Annotated in this window: 16 protein-coding genes and 1 pseudogene; 8 read left to right on the forward strand and 9 right to left on the reverse strand. The window is 67.7% G+C overall.

Features of this window, described 5'->3' with window-relative positions; all coding sequences use genetic code 11:
• Positions 1-272: 272 nt before the first annotated feature.
• From G6N50_RS04265 to G6N50_RS04280, 4 genes are all read right to left on the reverse strand, one after another.
• Positions 273-1049 carry an Fpg/Nei family DNA glycosylase gene (locus G6N50_RS04265; protein WP_083094079.1) on the reverse strand — a complete coding sequence of 259 codons (777 nt, stop codon included), beginning with the start codon at positions 1047-1049 and terminating at the stop codon, positions 273-275.
• The gene (ligD, locus tag G6N50_RS04270; protein ID WP_083094078.1) at positions 1042-1932 is read right to left on the reverse strand and encodes a non-homologous end-joining DNA ligase; all 891 of its coding nucleotides are present in this window, start codon (positions 1930-1932) and stop codon (positions 1042-1044) included. The genes G6N50_RS04265 and ligD overlap by 8 nt, the downstream gene beginning before the upstream one ends.
• 36 nt (positions 1933-1968) lie before the next feature.
• The gene (locus G6N50_RS04275; RefSeq protein WP_083094077.1) at positions 1969-2409 is read right to left on the reverse strand and encodes a DUF402 domain-containing protein; all 441 of its coding nucleotides are present in this window, start codon (positions 2407-2409) and stop codon (positions 1969-1971) included.
• A 96-nt stretch (positions 2410-2505) separates the two neighbouring features.
• Positions 2506-5253: an FHA domain-containing protein gene (locus G6N50_RS04280; protein ID WP_179970092.1), complete on the reverse strand. Its 2748-nt coding sequence runs from the start codon at positions 5251-5253 to the stop codon at positions 2506-2508.
• A 307-nt stretch (positions 5254-5560) separates the two neighbouring features.
• Between G6N50_RS04280 and G6N50_RS04285 the strand changes: the two genes are divergently transcribed.
• From G6N50_RS04285 to G6N50_RS04295, 3 genes are all read left to right on the forward strand, one after another.
• Positions 5561-7636 carry a serine/threonine-protein kinase gene (locus G6N50_RS04285; RefSeq protein WP_083094076.1) on the forward strand — a complete coding sequence of 692 codons (2076 nt, stop codon included), beginning with the start codon at positions 5561-5563 and terminating at the stop codon, positions 7634-7636.
• A gap of 206 nt (positions 7637-7842) precedes the next feature.
• The gene (gene uvrB / locus G6N50_RS04290; protein WP_083094075.1) at positions 7843-10002 is read left to right on the forward strand and encodes an excinuclease ABC subunit UvrB; all 2160 of its coding nucleotides are present in this window, start codon (positions 7843-7845) and stop codon (positions 10000-10002) included.
• A 57-nt stretch (positions 10003-10059) separates the two neighbouring features.
• Positions 10060-11478: an MFS transporter gene (locus tag G6N50_RS04295; RefSeq protein WP_083094074.1), complete on the forward strand. Its 1419-nt coding sequence runs from the start codon at positions 10060-10062 to the stop codon at positions 11476-11478.
• Positions 11479-11490: 12 nt separating this feature from the next.
• Here the strand turns inward: G6N50_RS04295 and G6N50_RS04300 are convergent, their stop codons facing one another.
• Complete coding sequence (locus tag G6N50_RS04300; protein ID WP_083094073.1) at positions 11491-13074, reverse strand: mannosyltransferase; 1584 nt, start codon at positions 13072-13074, stop codon at positions 11491-11493.
• Positions 13075-13356: 282 nt separating this feature from the next.
• Here G6N50_RS04300 and G6N50_RS04305 point away from each other — a divergent pair, with 282 nt between their 5' ends.
• Entirely contained in the window at positions 13357-13800 is a 444-nt protein-coding gene (locus tag G6N50_RS04305; protein WP_083094072.1) for a universal stress protein, read from the forward strand.
• Between the two features lie 153 nt (positions 13801-13953).
• Here the strand turns inward: G6N50_RS04305 and G6N50_RS04310 are convergent, their stop codons facing one another.
• Positions 13954-14631 (reverse strand): MBL fold metallo-hydrolase, encoded by a 678-nt coding sequence (locus G6N50_RS04310; RefSeq protein WP_083094167.1) that lies wholly within the window; start codon positions 14629-14631, stop codon positions 13954-13956.
• A gap of 110 nt (positions 14632-14741) precedes the next feature.
• On the opposite strand from G6N50_RS04310, the gene uvrA reads away from it, so the two are divergent.
• Entirely contained in the window at positions 14742-17654 is a 2913-nt protein-coding gene (uvrA, locus tag G6N50_RS04315) for an excinuclease ABC subunit UvrA (protein ID WP_083094071.1), read from the forward strand.
• Positions 17655-17660: 6 nt separating this feature from the next.
• Here uvrA and G6N50_RS04320 read toward each other — a convergent pair whose 3' ends face one another.
• Entirely contained in the window at positions 17661-17912 is a 252-nt protein-coding gene (locus G6N50_RS04320; RefSeq protein WP_083094070.1) for a hypothetical protein, read from the reverse strand.
• Positions 17913-18187: 275 nt separating this feature from the next.
• Here G6N50_RS04320 and G6N50_RS04325 point away from each other — a divergent pair, with 275 nt between their 5' ends.
• The 3 genes from G6N50_RS04325 to G6N50_RS04335 are packed head-to-tail and all read left to right on the forward strand — an operon-like array spanning position 18188 to position 22918.
• Complete coding sequence (locus tag G6N50_RS04325) at positions 18188-18904, forward strand: hypothetical protein (RefSeq protein ID WP_083094069.1); 717 nt, start codon at positions 18188-18190, stop codon at positions 18902-18904.
• Positions 18905-18935: 31 nt separating this feature from the next.
• Positions 18936-21053 carry an Rv1355c family protein gene (locus G6N50_RS04330; RefSeq protein ID WP_083094068.1) on the forward strand — a complete coding sequence of 706 codons (2118 nt, stop codon included), beginning with the start codon at positions 18936-18938 and terminating at the stop codon, positions 21051-21053.
• A 5-nt stretch (positions 21054-21058) separates the two neighbouring features.
• A complete protein-coding gene (locus G6N50_RS04335) occupies positions 21059-22918 on the forward strand; it encodes a putative bifunctional diguanylate cyclase/phosphodiesterase (protein WP_083094067.1) in 1860 nt (619 codons plus the stop codon).
• 57 nt (positions 22919-22975) lie between these two features.
• Here G6N50_RS04335 and G6N50_RS04340 read toward each other — a convergent pair.
• Together G6N50_RS04340 and G6N50_RS04345 are read right to left on the reverse strand one after the other, a co-directional pair.
• Positions 22976-23356 (reverse strand): annotated as a pseudogene (locus tag G6N50_RS04340) (DUF6653 family protein); the annotation flags it as partial.
• Between the two features lie 42 nt (positions 23357-23398).
• Entirely contained in the window at positions 23399-24892 is a 1494-nt protein-coding gene (locus G6N50_RS04345) for an alpha/beta hydrolase (protein ID WP_142275473.1), read from the reverse strand.
• Positions 24893-24915: the final 23 nt, after the last annotated feature.

Genomic DNA, 24915 nt, shown 5'->3' on the forward strand with positions numbered 1-24915 from the left:
TTGGCCTCGAAAACGTTGCCGGGCATGGAAGGCAGGTTGGTGGTGTTCGTCTGGCCGCCGTTGATGATGAAGGCGGCCTGGCTGCCGGTCGTCAGCGCGTCGATCCGGGCGCGGTAGGTGATGTTGTGCAGATCCGCCCGTGCCGGCGCCGGATTCGGCAGGAAGCCGGCGGCGACGACCATCACCGCGACGATCGGCAGTAGCCTGCGGCCTGTGCAGCTCATAGTCGCTGACATTACAACCAGCGTTATTTTCGAACCAGGTGGTTTGCGTTACGGCTGGCAGCGTGGACACCACAGCGTCGTGCGGCCATTCACCGCGGAGTGTTGAAGGCGGGTGCCGCAGCGTGGGCAGTGCGGGTCCGGTTCGTCACGCGCCCCGGTGAGCCAGCGCGCCAAACCCGGCACCCGGCCGTGTCGCACCGCGGTGCCCAGCACCTGCGTCATCGCCCGATGCAAGCCCTTCACGTCGTCGTCGTCCAATTCCGCAACCGTGCGGGTGGGCCGTATCCTGGCCCGCCAGCAGATTTCGTCAGCCAGCAGATTGCCCAGCCCGGCGATCACCGACTGGTCCGTGAGCGTCGGCTTCAGCCGACCCTTCCGCCCAGTGAGGGCGTCGCGGAAGTCTCGCAGGCCAAGCCCCAGCGCGTCGGGCCCCTGTGGGCCGGTGATCTGTGCGAGGTCGTCCTCGTTGCCGGCCAACCACACCCCGCGCAGCTTGCGCAGGTCGGCGTAGCGCAGTTCGCCTTTGTCGAGCGACACCACCAGCCGTTCATACTTCTCCGGCTGGGCGCCCGCGGCGGCGAAGTACGGGTGCCCGGTCATGCCGCTGTGAATCACCAGCGCCGGACCGTCGGTGGGCAGGATCAGCCATTTGCCGTGCCGGCGCGGTGCCCTGAAGCGGCGGCCGGTGAGGCGACGGGTGAGCGTGGTGGCGGAGGCGTTGCGCAGAATTCCCGGGTCGTGAACCCGCACCCGCTCAATCCGGCGTCGTGGCAGTGTGTTCGCCAACTGACGCCGGAATCCTTCCACGTCGGGAAGTTCAGGCACGGGATGCCGCCAGCCGCTTCATCGGACCCGTCAGCGAGCGGGCATGCCGAGACATGTTTGCCCACGGATCGGGTTGTCCGGCAAGTCGTTTGGAAATATCGCGGATGGTGAACCGGTCGGCGCGCAGTCGCCGAGTGTCCAGCTCCTCCCACTCCAGCGGCGTCGCCACCGGGGCGCCCGCGCGGGCCCGCACCGAATACGGTGCCACCGCGGTCTGCGCGTACGCGTTTCGCATGATGTCCAGATACACCCGCCCGCCGCGCTTGTCCTTGCGCGCCTCTACGGTGCGGTGTCCGGGGTCGTCGGCGACCACCACTTCGGCTACGCCCCGGGCGAATTGGCGCGCGCTGTCGAAGTCGGTGTCGGCCCGCAGCGGCACCACGACGTGCAGCCCGCGCGATCCGGTGGTCTGAAGGTAATGTGCCAGCCCGAGGTCGTGCAGCACCCCGGCGGTGGCGCGAGCCGTCGCCCGCACCACCGCGAAGTCGCTGTCGGACGGGTCGAGGTCGAAGACCAGCCGGTCCGGCTTGTCGAGATGCTCTCGCCGCGACTGCCACGCATGCAGCGTGATGGCGTTCTGACTGGCCAGCCACCGCAACGCCTCCCGGCGTTCTGCCACCGCGTGCACCACGGTTCCGCCCTCTTTGGTGACCTGGACACGGCCCATCCACTCCGGCAGCGCGTCGGCGTAATCCTGCTGGAGGAACCCGGTTTCACCGATGCCGCGGGGAAACCTCTGCACGTTGAGCGGTCGGCCCCGCAGGTGCGGCAGCATGGTGTCGGCCACTTCGGTGTAGTAGGCGACCAGATCGGCCTTTGTGGTCCCATCGGCCGGAAACAGGACCCGGTCCGGGTGGGTGATCTCGACGCCGCTCGAGGGCATGCGAAGGGCATACCCGCCGTCGGATCGAGGAAACTGCTAGCGTTCGCGCCACGTCAGCTCGATGCCGTGGTGCGCCAGCCACCGCGACAGGTCATAGCCGTTGCGGGCCAACCCGTCGACCGCGGCGACGGCGCGTCGGACCGCCCGCTCGGCGGCCTCCGGACTCAGCAGGCCGTGGCGCACGGCATCCAGCAGCTCGTCGACATCGGTGAGTTCCGCTCCGGCGCCGGTGCGCACTTCGATATCCAGGTAATGGTCTTCGGAATGCCACACGTCGGGACCGGGTAGGTATTCGCCCACATCCAGATACTGGTCATGGTCGCGCTCGTGCCCGGGATTGAAGTGAAAGACCGTGGCGCGCAAGCCCAGCGACGGCAGCAGCCACGACTCGAGGTAGTGGAACTGCGCGCGACCGGGAGTGGGGCGGGCGACGTAGAGGCCCCACGGATGCACCGCGTACTCGTCGACGGCCCGCACGATGCCCTTGGGATCGGTGTTCGTGCGGGCCAGCAGGTGGAACGTCTCGTGCTTGGGCGGGTGAATGAGGTCACCCTACCGCTGCCGGGCTATTCCTTAACGGCGCAACCGGATCTTCCATCGCACGAAGCCGGCGTAGAAGAGCGACAGCGCGGCCAGCATGCCCATGTCGAGCAGCCAGATCTTCGAGGTGTGTTGCCAGAACCGATCCTGGGAGAGCAGAGAATCGGGCACCAGGTGCCGCAGGTCCACCGTCGACGATGCCGCGGCGTAGCCCCAGCGCGCCGGCATCGCCCACGACAACTGGTTCAAACCGAGCCGGCCGGTGACCGGGACCATCCCGCCGCACAGCACCAGCTGCGCCATCACCGTCACCACGAACAGTGGCATGATCTGCTCGCTGGACCGAACCAGCGACGAAATCGCCAGGCCCAGAATGGCCGAGGCGACGCACGTCGCCGCCACGGTGGCGAACAGTTCGACGGTGGCCCCGACGGTCGAGTGGCCGAACAGCACACCGCCGCGCGTCGGGGCGCTCTTGCCGATCACCACGATCGCGGTGACGATCGCCGACTGCAGTATCGCGAACCCGCAGAACACCGCGCTCTTGGCGAGCAGGTAGGCGGTGGTGGACAAGCCCACCGCCTGCTCGCGCTGGAAGATGGCACGCTCGCCGACCAGGTCGCGAATTGTCAAGGCGGTGCCCATGAATGCCGCGGCCGGCATCAGCAGGGCCAGTATCTGCGCGGCCTCGTCGGGTGTGCCCGCGTTGGGCGCCGGAACGTGAAATCCATTGCTGCCCGGAACCGTCAGGGACAGCGAGCCCAGGATGAACGGCAGCAGCGCCAGAAAGACGAAGTAGGCGCGGTCGGCGATCACCAGCCGGACCTGGCGGCGGGCGATCGTCGAGATCTGGCGCCGCACGCTGGTGTGCACCGGTTCGCCGAGGCTGCTCGGCGCGTCTGTCTTGTCCGGCAGGTACTTCTGGGGCCGCTTCTGGGCCTCGTTTTGTTCCAGGAAGCGGCGGTTGGCTTCCTCCGGGTCGGCACCGACCTGGGTGAAGATCTTCGCCCAGTTGGTGGTGCCCATCGCCCCACCGATCCGGTCGGGCGAGCCGCAGTAGGCCGTCTTGCCCCCGGGGGCCATCAGCAACACCTGGTCGCACACGTCCAGGTAGGACAGCGAGTGCGTCACCACCAGCACGACACGACCGGCGTCGGCCAGCTGGCGCAGCATCGTCATGACCTGCAAGTCCAGCGCCGGATCCAAACCCGAGGTCGGCTCGTCGAGGATCAGCAGCGACGGCCCGGTCAACAGCTCGAGCGCCACCGAGGCGCGTTTGCGCTGCCCGCCGGACAGCTTCTCGACCCGGGTGTCGGCATGCTTGGTCAGGTCGAGTTCCTCGAGCACCTGGGCGACGACCCTCGCGCGGTCCGCTTTGCCGGTGTCGGGCGGCAGCCGCAGCTCGGCGGCGTAGCCCAGCGCCTGGTTGATGGTCAGCTGGCGATGCACCACGTCGTCTTGCGGCACGATGCCGATCCTGCTGCGCAGCGACGCGTACTCGGCGTGAATGTTGTGGCCCTCGAACGTCACCGAGCCCGAGGTCGGGGTGGTGTAGCCGGCGATGAGCCGGGCTAGCGTGCTCTTCCCGGCGCCCGAGCCGCCGATCACGGCGGTCAGCGTGCCGGGGCGCGCGGTCAGCGAGATGTCGTCCAGCAGCTGTTTGCCATTGTCGACGACGTAGGAGACGTTGCGCACCTCGAGACCGCCGGTGCGGGTGGCGGCGTCGCCGTGCTCGGTCAGGGTGCCGTCGCGGAACACCAGGTCGACGTTGCCGATGGTGACGATGTCGTTCTCGGACAGGATGGCCGACCCGACCCGGGTGCCGTTGACGAACGTTCCGTTGACGCTGTTGTCCCGGATCTCCGCGCCTAGCTGGGTGGGCACCAGGGTGGCGTGCTGGCGTGACGCCAGGACGTCGGAGACGACGATGTCGTTCTCGGCGGCACGGCCGATCGTCATGGCGCCGGCCGTGCCCGCTGCCGACGACGCGCGCGGCGAGAGCAATTTCACAAAACGTGTCGCCAGGTTCGACACGTCGGCCGTCTTGGCGTCGATCACGGTGAATTCGGCTGCGGGCGTTGGCGATGGCTGGGCCGGTGCACCGGTTTCGCTCGGGGCGGGCGGTGTGACCTGCAACCTTGCCGGCGAGCCGGGGTCGATAACGGTCAGCGGCTCGGGTGGCGTGCCTCGCGGCGCCGGCGGTGGCGGCGTGCGGGGCGGCGGCGCCTGGCGGGGCGGCACCGCGGGCTGTCGCGGCGGTGCGTTCGGCGGTCTCGCCGGCTGCCGGGGTGGCACGGGGCGCGACGGCGCCGCCTGCGGACCGCCGCGGGCCGGGCCCCTGTTCTGGTTGCCGGGGCGGCCCTGCGGGGGCCGTGTCGGATTGGTTTGCTCGGCAAGCGCGGACCACACCACGGTCGGCGGTCCGGAATCGTGGCTTGGCCGGGGCCGGGGCGGATGGCCGGCATGCCCCTGCTGGGGTCCGATCGCAAAGGTCAGGCGGGGACCCTGAGGGTTCCCAATGTGAATGCTCTGGCCGTCGTGAATGTCGACGACGGGCATCCGGTAGCCGTTGAGGTAGGTCCCGTTCAGCGAGCCATTGTCGATTGCCAGCCAACGGCCTTGATCGAACCGCAGGATCAGATGCGCGCGTGAGATTCGCGGATCGGCGATGTGCACATCGGCCTGCGCGTCGCGTCCGACGACCACCTCGTGGCCGGCCGCGAAGGATCGTTGGGACCCGTCATGCCGAATTGTCAGGATGGGCGGGGCGGGTCGAGTCACTACTCAAGTATCGGCCCGCGTAGGCAGTGCGCTCTATTGGACCCAGCTGTGACTTCGCTTTGTTTCGATTCGGCCACTCATAACGCTTTCATAGCCTGCTGCGACGAATCGCCTACTGCGGTGCGGCATTATTCGAACGGGAGGAGTGCAATCTTCGATTGTGTCCGCGCGCCGAGCACAGCGTTGTGCCGGCGGACGGCGAGACGAGCAGAGGGCCCAATCGCGATGCGCCTGCCCGCGGTGTGCGATCCGCATCACATTGCGGCGACACCTGGGCGGTGCCGGGAAACGAGGGGGCAAGGCATTGATGAACGAGCACAAGGGAACTACCCGACGCATCGGCGCCGGGCGACGACTGCTGAGCAATCCGCGACAAGCCCGTGCGGCGTTGCGCGCGGGTTTTCACTCGTTGCCCGCCATGCCCATCGGGCAGCTCTTCCGCCGGATACCACCGGTCGATTCCGCCCCGAGCATGGAACCCGCTGTGGCGCAACAGCACAGCGAGCCCAGTGGGTCACGCCTCGCGGTAGGCAACGGTGCGTCATTCGCCGGCTACACGATTTTGCGGCAGCTGGGCGCCGGCGGCATGGCCGAGGTGTATCTGGCGCTGCATCCCCGGCTGCCGCGCCGCGACGTGATCAAGGTCCTCGCCGAGGCGGTGACCACCGACCCCGAGTTTCGCGAAAGGTTCAACCGGGAGGCCGATCTCGCGGCCACGCTGTGGCACCCGCACATCGTCGGTGTGCACGACCGGGGTGAGTTCAACGGGCATCTGTGGATCTCGATGGACTATGTCGAGGGCACGGATGCCTCGCGGCTGGTCAAGGAGAACTACGCCGAGGGGATGCCGATCCACGAGGTGTGCGCCATCGTGCAAGCGGTGGCGGGCGCGCTGGACTACGCCCACGACCGCGGTCTGCTGCACCGTGACGTCAAGCCCGCCAATATCCTGCTCACCCACCCCGAAGAGGGGGAGCGTCGAATCCTGTTGGCGGACTTCGGTGTGGCGCGCCACCTGGGCGACATCAGCGGGATCACCGAAACCAACGTCGCGGTCGGAACGGTGGCCTACGCCGCGCCCGAGCAGCTGACGGGTTCCCCCATCGACGGCCGGGCGGACCAATACGCTTTGGCCGCAACCGCTTTCCACCTTCTCACCGGGGCGCCGCCGTTTCAGCACTCGAATCCGATCGCGGTGATCAGCCAGCACCTGCACGAGGACCCGCCCCGGCTCAGCGACTTTCGTCCGGATCTGGCCGAGCTCGACGAGGTGTTCTGCCGGGCCCTTTCCAAGCGGCCCGAGGACCGATTCGAGCGCTGCCGCGCATTCGCCGCCGCCGTCAGCGAGCCGTTCGGCGGAGTCCCCGAAGCCGGTCGCGGTGCTGGGCCGCGCGCCGCCGTATCGCCGCCGCATCGCCGGCGCGGACCCGGGGGCGTCATTGTCGTTCTGAGTCATCGGTTTTCGTCAAAAACCCGGTGGGCAACCGCGCTGGTGTGTGCCGTGCTCATCGCAGTCGCGGCGACCTGGTCGCTGCTCTACTCCTTCCAGCCCGACACGCCGCCGGCCAACCCCGCGCTCGCGTCGAAACCGTCCGTCCCGGCCCCCAGCGCCGCACCCACCGCGGGGGGACCGGTGCTGAACGGGACGTACAAGCTCGACTACGACCAGACCAAGCGCACCACCAACGGCATCTCGATCCGGCACGCCGGGGCCGCCACCAGCTGGTGGGCCTTCCGGTCGGTGTGCACCACCAACGGATGTGCGGCCACCGGGACCCAGCTGGACGATGCCACCCATCAGGTGGCGAACACCACCGACGGGGGCCAGACCGACACGCTGCGCTTCGTCGGTGGCTATTGGCAGGGCGCTCCGGCACAGCAGCGGGTGGGCTGCACCCAGCCCAATGGACAGGTCAGGGCCACCCAGCAGGAGACCATCGCTTGGTCGTTGGCGCCGCAGGCCGACGGCACGCTGCGCGGCACGGAAACCGAGACCGCGCTGAGCAACGAATGCGGCGCCCAGGGGGCGGTGGTGCGGGTGCCCGTGGTGGCCACCCGGGTCGGCGATGCGCCCGCGAAGGTGACGTTGGGCGATCCCGCCCAGATCATCAACGCCTCGGCCACCGCGTCCGCCCCGGCGCCCCCGGTGCTCGGCGGGTTGTGCAGCGACGTCGGCAAGGTCGCCTACGACCCGACCAACAGCGAGCAGATCGTCTGCGAGGGCAGCAGCTGGGCCAAGGCGCCGATCACGATGGGCGTGCACGCCGCCGGCAGCTCATGCGACCGGCCGGGCACGTCGGTGTTCGCCATGAGCACCTCGAGTGACGGCTACCTGCTGCAGTGCGATCCGGTCACCCGGACGTGGACGCGGCCGGCGGGATAGCCGGCGGCCTGGCGGGGCGGTCTCTCCGGCTACCAAGAGGCGAGTTTCAAACTCGCTAGCGCATGCGCCAGCACGTCTGGGAAAAGCTCTGTCCTTCCGGACAGGTACTGATGTGACGGATGTGGCCGGGCGCCACGGTATCACGGCCCTGACCTGGTAAGACCAGCTCCACGACACTTGTCGGTGATGGGTTCTACCCTGGTGGCATGGCATTCGCCACGGAACATCCCGTAGTAGCGCATTCGGAGTACCGCGCCGTCGACGACGTCGTGCGCGTCGGCGGCGACTTCGAGGTGGTCAGCCCGCACGACCCCGCCGGGGACCAGCCGGCGGCCATCGACGAGCTGGAACGCCGGATCAGGGCGGGGGAGCGCGACGTGGTGCTGCTCGGTGCCACCGGAACCGGGAAGTCGGCCACCACCGCCTGGCTCATCGAGCGGCTGCAGCGGCCCACCCTGGTGATGGCGCCTAACAAGACGCTGGCCGCCCAGCTGGCCAATGAGCTGCGAGAGATGTTGCCGCACAACGCGGTCGAATACTTCGTTTCGTACTACGACTACTACCAGCCCGAGGCGTACATCGCGCAGACCGACACCTACATCGAAAAGGACAGCTCGATCAACGACGACGTGGAGCGGCTGCGGCACTCGGCGACGTCGAGCCTGCTGTCGCGCCGCGACGTGGTCGTGGTGGCGTCGGTGTCGTGCATCTACGGCCTGGGCACGCCGCAGTCGTATCTGGACCGCTCGGTCGAGCTACAGGTGGGCATGGAGGTGCCGCGGGACGGGCTGTTGCGGCTGCTGGTCGACGTCCAGTACACCCGCAACGACCTGTCGTTCACCCGCGGCTCGTTCCGGGTGCGCGGCGACACGGTGGAGATCATCCCGTCCTACGAAGAGCTGGCGGTGCGGATCGAGTTCTTCGGCGACGAGATCGAGGCGCTGTACTACCTGCACCCGCTGACCGGCGACGTGATCCGTCAGGTGGACTCGCTGCGAATCTTCCCGGCCACTCACTACGTGGCCGGCCCCGAGCGGATGGCCCACGCGATCTCGACGATCGAGGCGGAGCTGGCGGAGCGGCTCGCCGAGCTGGAGGGCCAGGGCAAGCTGCTCGAGGCGCAGCGGTTGCGGATGCGCACCAATTACGACATCGAGATGATGCGCCAGGTCGGGTTCTGCTCGGGCATCGAGAACTACTCCCGCCACATCGACGGCCGGGGTCCGGGCTCGCCGCCGGCGACACTGCTGGATTACTTCCCCGAAGACTTTCTGATGGTCATCGACGAGTCACACGTCACCGTGCCCCAGATCGGCGGCATGTACGAGGGTGACATGTCGCGCAAACGCAACCTGGTCGAATACGGGTTCCGGTTGCCGTCGGCGTGCGATAACCGCCCGTTGACCTGGGAGGAGTTCGCCGACCGGATCGGGCAGACGGTGTACCTGTCGGCCACCCCCGGCCCCTACGAACTCAGTCAATCCGGTGGCGAGTTCGTCGAACAGGTGATCCGGCCCACCGGCTTGGTGGACCCGAAGGTCGTGGTCAAACCGACCAAGGGACAGATCGACGACCTGATCGGGGAGATCCGGAAGCGCACCGAGGCCGACCAACGGGTGCTGGTCACGACGCTGACCAAGAAGATGGCCGAGGACCTCACCGACTACCTGCTCGAGATGGGCATCCGCGTGCGCTACCTGCACTCCGAGGTCGACACCCTGCGCCGGGTGGAGCTGCTGCGCCAGCTGCGGCTGGGCGAGTACGACGTGCTGGTCGGCATCAACCTGCTGCGCGAGGGCCTGGATCTTCCCGAAGTGGCACTCGTCGCGATCCTGGACGCCGACAAGGAGGGTTTCCTGCGGTCATCGCGCAGCCTGATCCAAACCATCGGCCGCGCCGCCCGCAACGTCTCCGGTGAAGTGCACATGTACGCCGACACCATCACCGATTCGATGAAAGAGGCAATCGACGAGACCGAACGGCGTCGGGCGAAGCAGATCGCGTACAACGAGGAGCACGGCATCGACCCGCAGCCGCTGCGCAAGAAGATCGCCGACATCCTCGACCAGGTCTACCGCGAGGCCGACGACAGCGAGACGGTGGAGATCGGCGGCTCGGGGCGCAACGCGTCCCGTGGCCGGCGCGCACAGGGTGAGCCGGGTCGCGCCGTCAGCGCCGGGGTGTTCGAGGGCCGCGATACGGCCAGCATGCCGCGCGCCGAGCTGGCCGACCTGATCAAGGACCTCACCGCGCAGATGATGGCCGCGGCGCGCGACCTGCAGTTCGAGCTGGCCGCGCGGTTCCGGGACGAGATCGCCGACCTGAAGAAGGAACTGCGGGGGATGGACGCCGCCGGCCTGAAATGAGTTTGCTGGCAACCGATCTCCGGCTCTGATCGCCTCGCGACCCCATACGGTGGAGGAGTGACCGACGCGGCGACTATCACCGGCGGCTGGCGTGAGCTGCTGGGCGCGAGGTATCTGAGGACTTCCATCCTGCTGGCCGGTGGGGTGGCGCTCTACGCCACGAATGAATTCCTGACCACCAGCTTGTTGCCCAACACCATTGCCGAAATCGGCGGCAGCCGGCTCTATGCGTGGGCGACGACCCTGTATCTGGTGGGGTCCGTGGTCGCGGCCACGATGGTCAATCCGATGCTGCTCCGCATCGGGGCGCGGGCGTCATATCTGATGGGACTCGCCGTCTTCGGCATCGCCAGCCTGGTTTGCGCTGCCGCGCCCACCATGCATGTTTTGATTGCTGGGCGGGCCATGCAGGGGGTGGCCGGGGGCTTGCTGGCCGGCCTGGGCTATGCGGTCATCAACTCCGCGCTGCCCCGCTGGTTGTGGACGCGGGGCTCGGCGCTGGTGTCGGCCATGTGGGGGGTCGCGACCGTGGTCGGGCCCACGACGGGCGGCCTGTTCGCGCAGTTCGGGATCTGGCGATGGGCTTTTGTCGCGATGGCCGTTCTGACCGTGCTGATGGCCTTGCTGGTTCCGGTCGCGCTGGCCCGCGTCAACCCGACCAAAGGCATCCCGAGGATGAAGGTGCCGGTGTGGTCGCTGCTGATCATCGGGGTGGCCGCGCTGGCAGTCAGCGTCGCGCAGATTCCGCGCAACGTCGTCGCCACGTTTGGGCTGCTCGCACTGGGCATCGTGCTGGTCGGCGTGTTCGTGGTCGTCGATTGGCGCATGCACGCGGCGATCTTGCCGCCGAGCGTGTTCTCGTCCGGGCCCCTGAAGTGGATCTACCTCACCATGGGCGTGCTGATGGGCGCCGCGATGGTGAACACCTACGTGCCGCTGTTCGGGCAGCGGTTGGCCCACCTGACGCCGATCGCGGCCGGTTTCCTGGGGGCGGCGCTCGCACTCGGCTGGACCGTCAGCGAGATCGTCAGCGCATCGCTGGAGAACCCGCGGACGGTCGGGCGGGTGGTCATGGTGGCGCCGCTGGTGGCCGCGTCAGGCCTGGCACTGGGTGCCGTGGCCAGGCGCGGTGACGGGTCGGGCGGGACCGCCGCGCTGTGGGCGGTGGCCCTGCTGGTCGCCGGGATCGGGATCGGGATGGCCTGGCCGCACCTGTCGGCCCGCGCGATGGCGTCCGTCGCCGACCCGGCCGAGGGCGGCGCCGCCTCCGCAGCGATCAACACCGTCCAGCTGACGTCCGCGGCAATCGGGGCCGGATTGGCCGGCGTCGTGGTCAACACCGCCACCGGCGGCGAGGGGATGGCAGCACACCTGCTGTTCACGGTGTTCACCGCATTGAGCGCCGCCGGTGTGGCGGTGTCTTACGCGGCGACGCGCGCCACCTGGCAGGCCCAGGCGGTCGGCGTTGGCGACTGAGCTCGGTCCGGGTCAGCGCGTGGACTTGACGACCTGCGAGTAGTGAAACTGCCAACGCTCGACGATGTGGAAGCCGAGGTAGCCCGGGAATCGGTACGCCGGGGCGCGCCCGAATGCGCTTCCCGGCGGCAGCGATTGGCCCGATTGGTGATCGGGCAGCGAGTTGTCTTTATTGGTGATGGTCCAGATCGCCGGGCACTTGTTGATTTTGGCCGTCGTGAGCCACACGGCGACGTGCCCGTCCCACAACGATCCGACCTTCGGGCCGTACGCGCCGCGTTCGACGTCGATCAACGACCGGAAGGCCGCCGGGCGGGTGGCCAGTAGCGCACGAATCGGTCCGGGCCGCCAGGGCACGGTGTTGTCCACCATGAGACAGTCGCCGGGGGCGGCGTGGCTGCTGATCAGATCGGCGACCTGGCTGTAATCCCAACCCTCCTTGGCATATGGCCAGCGTTGGACGAACAGGTAATTGGGCACCGCGGCGACGGCCAACAGCACGACCGCGCCGGCGATGGGCCACGGTCGGCGGGCGAGCGTCACGATGCAGAGGGCCAGGACGACGGCCATCGCGGGTGCGGTGAAGATCAGGTAGCGCGGGTAGTAGATGGGCTCGACGACGGCCGAATACACGACGACCAGGGCGGTCGGAAGCACCATCCACGCCGCGGCGATGATCGACAACCGGCGCACGTCCCCGGCCGGAGCCGGAATGCCGGCCAGCCGGGCCACCACCGCCGCGATGATCAGGACCCCGCTCGCGATCGCGAAGGCAACGCCGTGGTCGAAGTACTGGCGCAGGATGATGTCGAACGCGTAATGCCAGCTGACGGGGTAGATCCAGTTGACCTGCCACACCTGGTTGTGGGCAAACACGATGAACGGCGTCATGGCCCCGACCGCGACGGTCGAGCTGCCCGACCACCAGAGCACCGGCGATCTGCGGGCGCCCTTCGGGGCGAGCAGCGGCAGCATCGCGCCGTACACCGGCAGCAACAGCACCAGGTTGAGGTTGAGCAGTATCGACAGCATCAATCCCAGCGCGTACCAAACCCACCCGCGCCGCCTGTTACGCCGGACGGTGACAACGAACAACACCGTCAGCCAGACGGCTGCTGCCGCCACGAACGCGTAGGGTCGCGCCTCCATACCCGCCCAGGTCGTGCGCGGCAGGATCGCGAAGATCACGCCCGCGCACACCGCCGTGGGCCGCGTCGAGAACTGCCTGGTGAACACCGTAACCCCCGCCGCGGCGGCCCCGACGGCCAGGGAACTGGGGAAACGCGACCAGAACTCGGTGGGCGGGAACAGCGCGAACCAGCCGTGCATCAGCAGGTAATACGCCCCGTGGACGGCATCGATGTGGCCCAGCAACCGCCACAGCTCCGGCAAGGTCCGGCTCGAGGAAGCCGATATCGTCGCCCCTTCGTCGAACCAGAGCGAGGGCCGACAGGCCCAGGCGGCGCTGACTATGGTGGCGAACACGGCGATGGCCCACGGATCGAGCAACCTGCCCGGCGCCCGGCTGGGCGCGGTCCCGGCACCGACACCCCCGGCGCGTGGCTTGAGGGCGGGCTCGAGGGTGGGCATGCACATGATGCTTGTTACTTTAAGGCGCGGTTCGGGGAGCGGATCACAAATCGCGGCCGGCGCATTCACTCGTGCCGACATTCACGAAAAGCGGCGTAATGCAATGCCTTCCGCGTGGGCCGCGCGCAATTGACTGATTTGCCATTGCCGATATTGTCCGTTGGCGCAGCCAGAACCCGCAAATTGGGGGAGACGCCACGCCGCACCGTGTCGTTAATGTGCCTCCTCAGCGTCGAGCAAACGCGCTACTGTCTTGGATTGGCTGACCAACCGAAACTGGGAGGGTAAATGGGCGCCTATCGGACTGTGGTGGTAGGAACCGATGGCTCGGATTCGTCGATGCGCGCGGTGGAGAGGGCGGCGCAGATCGCCGGGCCGGACACCAAGCTGATCGTGGCATCGGCATACTTGCCCCAACACGAGGACGCCCGGGCCGCTGACGTCCTGCGGGACGAAAGCTACAAGGTTTCGGGCACCGCGCCGATTTACGCGATCCTGCGCGACGCCAAGGACCGCGCCCACGCCGCCGGCGCGAAGAACATCGAGGAGCGACCCATCGTCGGCGCTCCGGTCGACGCGCTGGTGCACCTCGCCGAGGAGGAGAAGGCCGATCTGCTCGTGGTCGGCAACGTCGGCCTGAGCACGATCGCGGGCCGGCTGCTCGGTTCGGTGCCGGCCAACGTCTCGCGCCGGGCCAAGGTCGACGTCCTGATCGTGCACACCACGAACTAGTGGTGATCGCAAGCGCGGCGTAGCCGGGCGCAGCGGGTCGCCACCATCGAACTTGTGGTGATCGCAAGCGCGGCGTAGCCGGGCGCAGCGGGTCGCCACCATCGAACTTGTGGTGATCGCAAGCGCGGCGTAGCCGGGCGCAGCGGGTCGGGTTTACCAGCCCCGCTCGCGCCATTCGCCCAGGTGGGGGCGCTCGGCGCCCAGCGCCGTGTCGTCACCGTGCCCCGGATAGATGACGGTGGAATCGTCATACACGTCGAACACCCGGGTGCTGACATCCTCGATCAACTGGGCGAAATCGCCGGGTTGCCAAGTCTTGCCGACGCCGCCCGGGAACAGGCAGTCGCCGGTGAACAACTGCGTGACCCCGCCGGTCGCGGGTCCGTCCAGGGCCAGGGCGATCGATCCAGGGGTGTGCCCGCGCAAATGGATGACGTCGAAGGTCAGCTCGCCGATCTGCACGGTGTCACCGCCGGACAGCAAACGGTCCGGTTTGACCGGAAGCGGCTCCGCGTCGATCTCGTTGGCGGCGGTCGGCGCGCCGGTGGCGGCGGCCACCGCCTCCAGCGCCTGCCAGTGATCGAAGTGCTGGTGGCTGGTCACGATCAGCGACACCTTGGGCGCGTGCTGCCGGATCAGGTCGATCAGGACGTCCGCGTCGTTGGCGGCGTCGATCAGCAGGGTTTCCCCGGTAGCGGAACAAGTGATCAGATATGCGTTGTTGTCCATGGGGCCGACCGAAGCCTTTAGGATCGTGGCGCCGGGTAGGGTCCGGCGGGCCGCGGTACCGGGGTCGACGTGTCCGGTGTAGTTGTCGTCCAACGCAGTCATAGCGGCCACGTTACTGGTCAAACGTTGCTTGTCGGTATGGGCACATAGCATGGAATGCGCCGTGCGCATCAACGGCTGCAGCACGTAGAGATTCACTGAGAGAGGGCAGCGTGGCTGACCGTCTGATCATCAAGGGCGCCCGCGAGCACAACCTGCGCGGCGTCGATCTCGACTTGCCCCGCGACGCGCTGATCGTCTTCACCGGGCTGTCGGGTTCGGGTAAATCGTCGCTGGCCTTCGACACGATCTTCGCCGAGGGGCAGCGCCGCTACGTGGAGTCCCTGTCCGCCTACGCCCGCCAGTTCCTCGGGCAGATGGACAAGCCGGACGTCGACTTCATCGAGGGCCTGTCACCGGCGGTGTCCATCGACCAGAAGTCCACCAACCGCAACCCGCGATCGACCGTCGGCACCATTACCGAGGTGTACGACTACCTGCGGCTGCTCTACGCGCGGGCGGGCACGCCGCACTGCCCGATCTGTGGCGAGCGGATCGCCCGGCAGACCCCGCAGCAAATCGTCGATCAGGTGCTTGCGATGCCGGAGGGCAACCGGTTCCTGGTGCTCGCCCCGGTGGTGCGCACCCGCAAGGGCGAGTTCGCCGACCTTTTCGAGAAGCTCAACGCCCAGGGCTACAGCCGGGTGCGGGTCGACGGTGTCGTGCACCCGTTGACCGACCCGCCGAAGCTGAAAAAGCAGGAAAAGCACGACATCGAGGTGGTGGTCGACCGGTTGACGGTCAAGGCCTCCGCCAAGCAGCGGCTCACCGATTCGGTGGAGACCGCGCTGAACCTGGCCGACGGCATCGTGGTGCTCGAGTTCGTCGACCACGAACACGACGCGCACAACCGCGAGCAGCGGTTCTCCGAGAAGTTGGCCTGCCCCAACGGGCACGCGCTGGCGGTCGACGACTTGGAACCGCGGTCGTTCTCGTTCAACTCGCCCTACGGCGCCTGCCCCGAGTGCAGCGGCCTGGGCATCCGCAAGGAGGTCGACCCCGACCTGGTGGTGCCCGACCCCGAGCGCACCTTGGCCGAGGGCGCGGTGGCGCCGTGGTCGACGGGCCACACCGCGGAGTACTTCATCCGGATGATGGCCGGGCTCGGCGACGAGCTGGGCTTCGACGTCGACACGCCGTGGCGCAAGCTGCCGGCCAAGGCCCGCAAGGCGATTCTCGAGGGCTCCGACCACCAGGTGCATGTGCGGTACCGCAACCGGTACGGCCGAACCCGCTCCTACTACGCCGATTTCGAGGGCGTGCTGGCGTTCCTGCAGCGCAAGATGGCGCAGACCGAGTCCGAGCAGATGAAGGAACGCTACGAAGGGTTCATGCGCGACGTGCCCTGCCCGGAGTGTGAGGGCACCCGGCTCAAGCCGGAGATTCTGGCCGTGACGCTCGCCGCGGGCGGTCGGGGCGCGATGTCCATCGCCGAGGTCTGCGAATTGTCGATCTCGGACTGCGCGGACTTTCTGAACGGGCTCACCCTCGGCCCCCGCGAGAAGGCGATCGCCGGGCAGGTGCTCAAGGAAATCCAGTCGCGGCTCGGCTTTCTGCTCGACGTCGGGCTGGAGTATCTGTCGCTGTCCCGCGCCGCGGCCACGCTGTCCGGCGGTGAGGCGCAACGCATTCGGCTGGCCACCCAGATCGGGTCCGGTCTGGTCGGCGTGCTCTACGTGCTCGACGAGCCGTCCATCGGCCTGCATCAGCGAGACAACCGCCGGCTCATCGAAACCCTCACGCGGCTAAGGGGTTTGGGCAACACGCTGATTGTCGTCGAACACGACGAGGACACCATCGCGCACGCCGACTGGATCGTCGACATCGGCCCGCGCGCCGGTGAGCACGGGGGCGAGATCGTGCACAGCGGCACCTACGCCGAGCTGCTGGCGAATGAGAACTCGATCACCGGCGCCTACCTGTCTGGCAAGGAAAGCATCGAGATGCCGGCAAAGCGCCGTCCCGTCGACAAGCGGCGGCTGACCGTCGTCGGCGCCCGCGAGCACAACCTGCGCGGCATCGATATCTCGTTCCCGCTCGGCGTCCTCACGTCGGTGACCGGGGTGTCCGGATCCGGCAAATCGACATTGGTCAACGACATCCTGGCGGCGGTCCTGGCCAACCGGCTCAACGGCGCCCGCCAAGTCCCCGGCCGCCACACCCGGGTCACCGGGCTGGACCACCTGGACAAGCTGGTGCGGGTGGACCAATCACCGATCGGCCGCACGCCGCGGTCCAATCCGGCCACCTACACCGGGGTGTTCGACAAGATCCGCACCCTGTTTGCCGCCACCACTGAGGCCAAAGTGCGTGGCTATCAACCGGGCCGGTTCTCGTTCAACGTCAAGGGCGGCCGCTGCGAGGCGTGCACCGGCGACGGCACCATCAAGATCGAGATGAACTTCCTGCCCGACGTGTATGTGCCGTGCGAGGTCTGTCACGGCGCCCGCTACAACCGGGAAACCCTCGAGGTGCACTACAAGGGCAAAACCATCTCCGAGGTGCTGGACATGTCCATCGAGGAGGCGGCGGACTTCTTCGAGCCGATCACCGGCATCCACCGCTACCTGCGCACCCTGGTCGACGTGGGGCTGGGGTATGTGCGGCTCGGCCAGCCGGCGCCGACGCTGTCCGGTGGCGAGGCGCAGCGCGTCAAGCTGGCCGCGGAACTGCAGAAGCGCTCGACCGGGCGGACGATCTACATCCTCGACGAGCCCACCACTGGTTTGCATTTCGACGACATCCGCAAACTGCTGAAGGTGATCAACGGCCTTGTCGACAAAGGCAATACGGTCATCGTCATCGAACACAACCTGGACGTCATCAAGACCTCGGACTGGATCATCGACATGGGACCCGAAGGCGGCGCCGAGGGCGGAACCGTTGTCGCGGAAGGCACTCCGGAGGACGTCGCCGCGGTGCCGGAGAGCTACACCGGCAAATTCCTCGCCGAGGTGATCGGTCGTAGCCCGGCGGCATCCAGCGCGCCGCGACGATCCACCCGGCGGCGCAAAGCCACCGCCTGAGTTCGTTCAACCCTTCTCGTCGGGCCGCACCGACTCCCGGATCTGGGCCAGCCGCTCGGCCGCGGCCCGCCGGCGCTCGTCGTACTGTTCCTCGACCGACCGGCCCTCGGGTGATTCCGCGTCGAGTTCGGCGGCGCCCTGCGCCGTCGCGTACCGGGCCTCGATCCGGTCGCGCACCGACTCAAACGTCGGCACACCGTCGTCGTCGTATTCCGGGCCCGCCCCCGTAGGGGTGGGACTGCCTGGTTCGTCGTGCATGCAGTCACGGTACTGCGGCGGCTGATCGAAATTCCCGCGGTCGCACGAGTACGGCGCCGTCGATATCCGCGTCGCGACGCACCGGCGGCCCCCGCCCGCCAAATCAAATGCGGCACACAGTGCTTTTGCGAACCATTCCCCTCAGGCGGCAGTCGAAATTGTCCTTATATGTCACAATCCCTTTGGCTAATTTGCCGCGAGTCAAATTAGCACACGGTTTACGACGCGTTTTGAGAAATTACTCGTTAGTAACGGTGAATAGGTGGAGGTCACATATGGAAGCTGCGCAACTCACGGAGACCGGGATCGACGGCCCGTGGTCGGACACCGGGTTCGGTTGGCGTGATCACGCGTCGGGGTGCTGGGTCACCGCGTCCACGCCGGCGGCGGAGCCCGATCTGTGGAATCAGTACCTGAACGGCGCGCTGAACAGCTATCGGCGGCATGGACTGGATTGGGTGCTCGACCTCGACCAGATTCGGGATGGCGCCGACACGGCCCTGTTTTTCGCCGCGCTCGACCCACGCGGGCGGGTCGTCGGCGGTACGCGCGTCGTGGGGCCGTTGCGCACGCCGGAGGACTCCCACGCCCTCGAGGAATGGAAAGGCAACCCCGGTCTTCCCCTGCTGCGCCATATGATTTCCAACCGGCTTCCGTTTGGCGTCGTAGAGGTGAAAAGCGCCTGGGCCAATTCCCGTGAATACGGCAATCGTGCATTGTCCACAGTGCTGGCCCGCACCGCGTTGCCGACGATGACGCTGTTGGGTGCCCAGTTCGTCATGGCCACCGCGGCGGCGCACGTGCTGGAGCAGTGGCAGTCCTCCGGAGGCGTCGTCGCCAACCGGGTGCCGGCAGCGGCCTATCCCAACGAGGACTATCGGACCAAGGTGATGTGGTGGGATCGTCGCACCCTTGCCACACATGCCGATCCGGGACAATTTAAGCTGATGTGCGCCGAAAACGCCGAAATCCTCAGCCGCATCTCGGCTTAGGTGAACGCGGGTCTACGCCGTTGGGAGTTGGATGGGTTACAGCTATGAGCGCCACGAGGCCAGCGGTGCAGTGATTCTCGCTGACCACGTCGCCGCGGACCGCGACGTACTGGAACGGCTCAGAGCGACCCCGGGCATCGACTTCATCGACCGGTTGGGCCCCGATGCCGCGGGCGCCGATGAGGGCTTGCGGTGGGCGTACTACCCGTGGCGCAACGCCGTCGCGCGGATCGTCGGCCCGCGGGCGTTCAATGCTGCCCGGCTCGACCGCAACCGGCACCTCATCACCTCCGCCGAGCAGGAACGGCTGCAACGTCTGCACATCGGCATCGTCGGGCTGAGTTCGGGTCACGCGATCGCGTACTGTCTGGCGGCGCAAGGTCTTTGCGGAGCGTTGCGGTTGGCCGACGGTGACACGCTCGAGCTGTCCAACCTGAATCGCGTCCCGGCCGCGGTGCTCGATCTCGGCCTCAACAAGGCCGTCGTCGCCGCACGCCGAATCGCGGAACTCGATCCGTATCTGAGCCTGGAGGTCGTCACCTCCGAGGTGACCGCCGAACTCGTCGACGGGTTCCTGGACGGTCTGGATGTGCTGATCGACCAAGCGGATTCGCTCGACATCAAGGTGTTGCTGCGCGAGGTGGCCCGCGACCGTGGTATCCCGGTGCTCATGGCCACCAGCGATCGGGGGCTGCTCGACGTCGAGCGCTTCGACCTGCAGCCACAACCGTCGGTGATGCACGGGTTGCTCGGGGACATGGACACGACGGCGCTGGGCGGGTTGTCGACCCGGGACAAGCTGCCATACCTGTTGCGTCTCCTGGACGCTCGGCATTTGTCCGCGCGCGGGGCGGCCTCGCTGGTCGAGGTCGGACAGACGTTGGGCGGGTGGCCCCAGCTCGCCGCCGACATCTGGGTGGGTGCGGCAGCCGTGGCCGAGGCGGTGCGCCGGATCGGACTGGGCGAGCCGCTGCGGTCCGGACGGGTTCAGATCGACATCGCGGATGCTCTCGACGGCCTCGTCCCGCCCGCCCCGCAGGATGCCCAGCCGCCCCCGGCTGATGATGCGGCCGGGGTAACCGTCGCGGACGCGACGAAGGCCGGGATCGCCGAAGTCGTTGCGAGTGCGGCGATTCGCGCACCGTCCGGCGGCAATGTCCAGCCTTGGCGGGTCGCCTTGGACGACAACTCGATTCAGCTGCTGCTGGCCGCCGAGGATTCGGCCACCATGGACGTCGAATTTCGGGCCAGCGCGGTCGCACTGGGCGCGGCCATGTTCAACGCGCGCGTCGCGGCGGCCGCGCACGGCGCGCTGGGCCCGGTCCGCTTTCGTGAAGACCACCCGCTCACCGCACTTCACGGTGAGATGGTGTGGGGTGATGGCGATGACCCCGAACTGGCGCAGCAATATCGGGCGATGCTGGCGCGGCAGACCAATCGTCACCCGGGCCGCGCCGTGGCGGTGCCACCGGCCGTCGCCGACAGCTTGGCGGCCACCACCGCCGGTGCGGGCGCGCGGCTGAGACTCATCACCCATCGTGACCAAATCACCACCGTCTCAAACATATTGGCCGAAGCCGACCGCATCCGTTATCTCACCCCCCGGCTGCACACGGAGATGGTGTCGGAGCTGCGTTTCCCGGCCGACCCCTCACCGGAGACGGGAATCGACGTCCGCGGCCTGGAATTGGATGCCGGTGAGTTGGCGGCCCTGGAACTGGTCCGGCGTCCCGACGTCATGGCCGAGTTGGCGCGCTGGGATGCCGGTGGAGTGCTGGGCGACGTCACCCGCCAACGGGTGACGACCAGCGCCGCGTTGGCGGTCATCGCCGTGGCGGGCTCCTCGCTCACCGATTACGCCCGCGGGGGCGCGGCGCTGGAGGCCTTCTGGATCGCCGCCGAACGGAACGGCTTTGGCGTGCATCCGGTGTCGCCGGTGTTCCTCTATGCGCACGACGACAACGACTTCCAGACCTTGTCACCCGCTTATGCCGGCGAGCTGAAGAGGCTGCAGAAGGCCTTTCGGGCGTGCGCCGGGCTCGGCCCCGGCGAACACGCGATCCTCGTGCTGCGCCTCGTTTCCGGCCCGCCGCCATCGGTGCCGGCGAGGCGCCGTCCGCTGAGCGCCAGTCTGCGCGCGGAAAGGTAGCGGGCATGGAAAACGGCGCTGCGCCAAAGACTCTGGCCAATATCGTCACCTCCGTGGCGACCAAGCTGATGGGGGCAACCGCGGCAACCGCCGCGGACATCAGTACGAAGATCCTGGCCGAACTGGTGGCGATCCTCGACGTGGACGTGAGCTTCCTGCGGTACAACGATCACAGCATCCACGCCACGGTCTTGGTGGCCGAATGGCCACCGCGCCCGGACATACCCGACCCCGACCCGCTGCACACGATTTACTTCGCCGACGCGGACCCCATCTTCGCGATGTGTGAACATGCCAAAGAACCGATTGTGTTGCGTCCCGAATCCGCGAACGAGGACTACCAGCGCACCATCTCGGAGGCGAGCGGAGTTCCGTCGATCTCCATGTCATCGGTTCCGCTGTTATCCGGCGACGTCACCACCGGAGCGCTTGGTTTCGTCAAGTACGGCGACCGGGCCTGGACCCAGGACGAGCTCAACACGCTCACGGTGGTCGCCACGATGTTCGCCCAGGTGCAGGCCCGCCTGATCGTCGAGGACCGGCTGCACTATCAGGCTCAGCACGATGATCTCACCACATTGCCCAACCGTCGAACCCTGTTGGCGCATCTGGATTCTCGCTTCATCCATGGGCAACCCGGCCCGGTCGCGGTGCTGGTGTTCAATCTCGACCGGCTCAAGGCGATCAACGATTACCTCGGCCATGCCGCCGGTGACCAATTCATCTGTGACTTCGCCACCCGCACTACCGAAGCCATGCAAGGCAAAGGCATGATCGCCCGGCTCGGCGGCGACAAGTTCGTGGTCGTTCCCGCATCGGCGATGGACCTCGACGCCGCCCGACGGCTCGCCGAGACGCTGAGAAGCCAGGTAAAAGATCACGTGACCATCGACGGTGTGGTCCTCAACCGCACCGTAAGCGTCGGTGTCGCAACGGGTGTCCCCGGGACGGACTCGAGCCTGGACCTGCTGCGGCGTGCCGATGAAGCGCTGATCGCCGCCAAGGGCAGCGGCGGAGACAGCATCGGGGTGTTCTCCGCCGAGATGCTCACCCGTCGCGAGCTGCGCAACGACATCGAGCTGCATTTGCAGGCCGGTATCGAATCGGATGCGCTGACCGTCGCCTACCTGCCCGAGGTCGACATGCCGACGGGGAAGATCTTGGCGGTCGAGGCGCTGGTGCGCTGGCACCACCCCACTCGGGGGCTGCTGCATCCGGACGAATTCGTGCCGGTGGCCGAATCCATCAATCTCGCCGCGGAACTCGGCAACTGGATGCTGAACGCGGCATGTGCCCACTTGGGCCAGTGGCGGGCACAGGGCGTGGGGCGCGACATCATGTTGCGTGTCAACGTCTCGCCGGCCCAACTCGTCGCGCACGACTTGGTCAACACCGTTGCCGGCACGCTGGAAAGGTTCGGGCTCGACGGCTCGTCGATCGGACTGGAAGTCACCGAAAGCCTGCTCATCCAAGACCTGGTGAACACGCGCGCCACGTTGTTGGGACTGACGGAGCTTGGCATCAACATCGCCATCGATGATTTCGGCACCGGCTTCAGCGGGATGGGTCTGCTGCGGACGCTGCCGGTGGGAACGTTGAAAATCGACCGCGGGTTCGTCTCGGATCTCGCCACCTCCGCTGACGGCCTCGCGATCGTGCGGGCGATCATCGGCCTGTCCCAGGCGCTCGGTCTCGACGTCGTCGCCGAAGGCGTCGAATCCGAGAGTGCGGCGCGCGTGCTCCTCAACGAGGGGTGTTCGCGCGCACAGGGTTTCCTGTTCTGCCAACCCATTCCGGCCGACGCGACCAGGCGGCTCCTGGCCGAAGGCTCGGTTCCGGTCCGGATCACCCCCACGCAGCCCTGACCGCACGCAGAACGGCGACGCTGAAAGCCGTTGCCGCGCAGGGCAAGACAGGCCGGTCTACCCCGAGTGGCGCTCGAGATACCGAACCATCTGTTGCCAGTACACCAGCGTCAGGGCCATCTGCACCGCGACGGCGATCAACGCCTGCCGCAGCCGATGCCGTCGAGCAGCGTAAACCGCCCCCACCGCGGCCGCCGACGTCATCGCGCTGACCAGCATCGCCCCATCGCGGGGCCGGCGGCTGATCCACAGCTCCTCGCCCAGCATGGCCCACGTCGACCACGCGCGATGTTGCGCCGGCTCGCCGAATACCACGGGATTCACGGCCAGCCACAACGCAATCCACACCGCCTGGGCCCGTCCCCGCGTCCACACCGGGACCAGGATCAGCGGCGTGCTGGCCCACCGCGTCCACGCGCTCCACGGATGGCAGTGCCGCGCGAAGACCGCCCGCCGGACGCGCGACGGACAGCACCGGCGCTATCGCTTGGCGGAGTTGGAATGCTCGGCCGGGACGACCACCGGGGTGCCGGCGGCGGGCGCGGATGCGGCGGGCAACGGCGTCCGCGGGATTCCCGGCGTGCCCAGCTGCCCGGCCAGCCAGGGCAGCGAGGCCGCGAACACGCGGTCAGCGAATGGCCAGTCGTGCTTGCCGGGCTGCGGAACCACCGCGCAGTCGATTCCGTTGGCGCGGCCGAGCGCACACAGTGAATAGGCGGCGGCGGTCTGGTTGCCGGGATTGGCGGCCGCGTCGCGTCCGGCGAGGCGGATGGCGCCGTTGTCGGTCAACTGAATGTCACGGCGCGGCGCCGGCGGCGCGTCGGACGAAATCGCGAACCAGCCGGCCACGTCGCGGTATGGCCCGTGGCGGTTGATCACCGTGGTCGGATCGAATGCCGCCCAGGCGTCGGCGTTTCCACCGAACAGCCGGGCGATGGTCTGGGCCTTGTTGCCGGCGTTCGGGAAGAAATCACCGGCGACGTCGACGAACGCGCTGAACAGATCGGGGTGCATGACCGTCAAATCCACGGCGCAGGTTCCGCCCATGGACCAGCCGGCGATGCCCCAGTTCGTCCGGTGCGGGCTGACCCCGAAAGCCGAAACCATGAATGGCACAACATCTTTGGTCAGATGATCGGCGGCGTTGCCCCGCACCCCGTTCACGCACTCGGTGTCGTTGTTGAATGCGCCGCCGGAATCCACGAACACCAGCACCGGGGCCTTGCCGTTGTGCGCGGCCGCGAAGTCGTCGATCGTCTTGACCGCGTTGCCCGCACGCGTCCAGTCCGCGGGTGTGTTGAATTGCCCACCGATCATCATCACGGTCGGCAACGGCGGGGGCGGGGTGGTGGTGAACCATTCGGGCGGCAGGTAAACGAGCTCACCGCGGTGTTTGAAGTGCGATCCGTCCGAGGGAATCGCCACCGGCACGACGGTGCCGTGCGATGGCCGGATTCGGCTGGCGGCCATCGCGGTAACGGTGGCCCGGTCGGTCTGGTCGGGCAGCGGGCCCGACGTCAGCTGGTTCCACGCGGACTGCACGGTGGGGAAGTAGCCGACCCAGAGATTGAGCACCAGCGCCGCGCTGAGCAGGCACAGGGGCACGGCCAGCACCGCGGCACCCCGGCGCCAGCGGCGCGCGGTGCGCCAACCCAGGACCAGGACCGCCGCCGCCATACCCGTCAGCGCGACCCAGAGCCACAGCGCCGCCGGGGCGGGATCGTCGGAGAGCCCGTGGTCGACGACGTACCAGTGCGTCAGGTAGGCCGCGGCCCCACCGGCCAGCACGGTCGCCGGCATCCACACCGTGCGCCAGCGGCGCGACCGCCAGCCGATTGCCGACGTCAGCACGACCGCGGCGAGCACCTGGATCGTCGTAGGCACCCAGCCATGCATCAACGAGGTGTGGCTACTTGCCAGGAACTGCGCGGGAGCGCTGTCCGTCGGGTCTGTCACTGACTCATTGTGATCTATTGGTAACCGGCCTGGAACGTATT

It is taken from the genome of Mycobacterium mantenii (assembly GCF_010731775.1).
Classification (GTDB): Bacteria; Actinomycetota; Actinomycetes; order Mycobacteriales; family Mycobacteriaceae; genus Mycobacterium; species Mycobacterium mantenii.

Bases quoted from the DNA above. Each gene is read 5' to 3' on its own strand.
- G6N50_RS04305 (WP_083094072.1), top strand. From the start codon at position 13,357: ATGGGCGCCTATCGGACTGTGGTGGTAGGAACCGATGGCTCGGATTCG.
- G6N50_RS04330 (WP_083094068.1), top strand. From the start codon at position 18,936: ATGGGTTACAGCTATGAGCGCCACGAGGCCAGCGGTGCAGTGATTCTC.
- G6N50_RS04285 (WP_083094076.1), top strand. From the start codon at position 5,561: ATGAACGAGCACAAGGGAACTACCCGACGCATCGGCGCCGGGCGACGA.
- G6N50_RS04310 (WP_083094167.1), bottom strand. From the start codon at position 14,631: ATGACTGCGTTGGACGACAACTACACCGGACACGTCGACCCCGGTACC.
- G6N50_RS04325 (WP_083094069.1), top strand. From the start codon at position 18,188: ATGGAAGCTGCGCAACTCACGGAGACCGGGATCGACGGCCCGTGGTCG.
- G6N50_RS04320 (WP_083094070.1), bottom strand. From the start codon at position 17,912: ATGCACGACGAACCAGGCAGTCCCACCCCTACGGGGGCGGGCCCGGAA.
- uvrB (WP_083094075.1), top strand. From the start codon at position 7,843: ATGGCATTCGCCACGGAACATCCCGTAGTAGCGCATTCGGAGTACCGC.
- ligD (WP_083094078.1), bottom strand. From the start codon at position 1,932: ATGCCCTCGAGCGGCGTCGAGATCACCCACCCGGACCGGGTCCTGTTT.
- G6N50_RS04335 (WP_083094067.1), top strand. From the start codon at position 21,059: ATGGAAAACGGCGCTGCGCCAAAGACTCTGGCCAATATCGTCACCTCC.
- G6N50_RS04300 (WP_083094073.1), bottom strand. From the start codon at position 13,074: ATGTGCATGCCCACCCTCGAGCCCGCCCTCAAGCCACGCGCCGGGGGT.